Annotated in this window: 3 protein-coding genes; all 3 read left to right on the forward strand. The window is 41.5% G+C overall.

Annotated features, from left to right (window positions below; all coding sequences use genetic code 11):
- The coding region (locus ACVPON_RS04630) for a NucA/NucB deoxyribonuclease domain-containing protein (protein WP_462876644.1) at positions 1-463 on the forward strand (463 nt) is incomplete at its 5' end.
- An 11-nt stretch (positions 464-474) separates the two neighbouring features.
- Positions 475-1,032, forward strand: a complete 558-nt coding sequence (locus ACVPON_RS04635) for a DUF2625 family protein (RefSeq protein WP_462876646.1) — start codon at positions 475-477, stop codon at positions 1,030-1,032.
- A gap of 342 nt (positions 1,033-1,374) precedes the next feature.
- A partial coding sequence (locus ACVPON_RS04640) for an RHS repeat-associated core domain-containing protein (protein WP_462876648.1) occupies positions 1,375-2,623 on the forward strand: 1,249 nt, incomplete at its 3' end.

The raw sequence follows: 2,623 nt of genomic DNA on the forward strand, positions 1-2,623 counted from the left end.
GGCAACAGCAGGTGGTTCTGCCATGAATAGGGGAGGAAGTACCCTACGAGAAATGGGGCAGAATGCCAAGAGAGGATTTGACAACTTTGTTCAAGCCTTTGCCAAGAATGGAGATAATATTTCTAGAAATTCTGATGATGTAGTTTCTGTAGGTGTTTCAAAATCAAGATATCCTGAGTCTGCTGGACATATAGAGGACGCAAAGAAGGCTGGTCAGCCAGAAGTACTAACTGTTAATCGTGGTAAAGCTAAGAAAAATAGAAGGGAATCATTGCGAGATGTTGAAAGAATAAAAGGAAAGGATCGTGATGAATATCCTCCTGCTATGTTTGAAGAGGGGGGCTCAGGTTCCAGTGTACGTCACATTTCCCCTTCAGATAATAGAGGTTCCGGGTCTAGTATAGGTAATCAGCTAAAAATTTATCCCGATGGAACAAAAGTTAGAATCGAGATTATAGATTAGATAGGAAAAGTATGATTCGAGATTTTGTTAATAAAAAGAAACATTCTAAAAATAAGATAGAATGTGATAAAATAAGTACTCATCATAATACAGACGAGCAATTTGTTAAGTATAATTTTTCAAATTTCTCTATTAATAATTATTTAATAATTCTTGGTAATAGAAGTAACAAAGGAATAGAATATTTTAATAAAATTTTCAACAAGAATTATCCCGAAAAAACGTTAATAGCCTATGATATATTTGGCGGACTATTTGCATTGAATCAATCGAGCTCAAATCTCATATACTTTGCACCAGATTCACTTGAATGGGAGCAGTTAAATATTGATTATGATACATTTATAACTTGGATATTCACAGAAAAGGTAAATTTATTTTATGAATTTTATATTCCAGATAATTTGAATGAGTACTATTTAAATATTTTTGATGGTGATGTTATTTCTACTTATCCGTTTTTATGGTCTGATGAATATAATCGTAATACTTCTAGTAGGGAAGTTGTTCAGTTTCAAACACTTTTTAATTTGAATATTGACTTTGTAAACTCGTTAAATTCAATCTAAATGTTTGTTTTAATCAGCTATATTTAAAACTTAGTCCAAGACGTACTATTCCGTGGTGCTGTTGGCGATTGAGCTAGTTTATCGAGGACTTTGAAAACGCTCGAAATTATTTCTTCGTTTTCCGTCCTCTCTTTCCTAGCTCCCCGCCCACCTATGGAGCTTCTCTCCATAGGTGTTTTCTACATCACCACTATGCTTTTAAATATTGTCATAGTAAAGTAAGACAGGAATAAAATTGTTCTACTTATTACTTTATTTGTAAAAATATAGAAAGATAAATAAATTTTTTACTATCTAGAATGTAGCAAATGACATACTGATTATCTCGGTCAGATTGAGACTATGACGGTTTCAAGTAAGGACGGTAAGGAACTGTCCAAGCTGACTTACACCTATGACCTAGCAGGAAACAAGCTGACTAGCACGGAAGAAGTAGAGGGCAGGGAAGAGAAAACCACCTTTACCTACGATGACAATAACCGCCTAACCAAACTAGAAAACAAGGACGGCACTACCACCTATACCTACGATAAGAATGGCAACCGAGTCTCTTCCAAGAAAAACGACGAGAAGCTAGACTACATCTACGATACCGAAAACCGGCTCCTTGCGGTTAAGGACAAGGAGGGGCTTCTGATGGCAGCCCTCTATGATGGGGACGACAATCGGGTCTTTACTGCTAGCCGTAAGAAAGGTAAACATAGCTACCAGCTCTTCAAACGAGAGGAGAAGAGGAAGTCTCCTTATACTGCCCCGAATGGGGAGGAGCCGAGTCTCTTCTGGTATGGCTTTAGCCAGAATGTCCTACAGGCACTGTCTACCCTACCGCAGACGGTGGGGACCATCTGGCATGAGATTTTTGATGATGTGTCGACTGCCTACCACCAGAAAGTGGCGAAAGACCGGGCGACCAAGGAGGGGCTAGTGGTCAATCCACCAGAGCTTGGAGATCTGCCGGGTGAGGGGGACGTGACCTATGCGAGCGAGGTCAAAGAGGTTCTCATTCCTTACACCACACGAGAGGATAGCTTTAACTACTACGAAGAGCGTAACTACGTTAATGACGTCAACCGCAAGCATACCGAAGTTCTCCAGACCTATGACCGGGAGTTAAAAGCCAGAGAGACCTATACCTATGGACAGGGCAGGACGTCTTATCTCAACCATGAGACGGGGGATACCTATCACTACCTGACCAACCAAGCAGGCTCCGTCACAGGCTTGACCAAGGACGGAGTAGCAGTTGCGTCCAGTCAGTACCATCTCTACGGAGCAAGCAAGTCTAGCACAGACGAGACGGGCAACCCATTTGCCTACAATGGGGAAGCAAGAGATATCACAGGACTAGATTACCTCAGAGCACGGTATTACGACAGCCAAGCAGGGATTTTCCTTACAGAGGATTCCTATCAAGGTGAGTTGACGGATCCACTCAGTCAGAACCGCTACAGCTATGTCCATAACAACCCAGTCAACTACACCGACCCGAGTGGGCATTTCTGGCAGGCTCGGAAGATGATTCCTGATGGACGGGGTAGACCTGTCAGAAGAGGTGCTAGTCTAGGTGCGACTTTTAGCAGAAGCATGGCTC

The organism is Streptococcus sp. 1F3, from assembly GCF_054968985.1.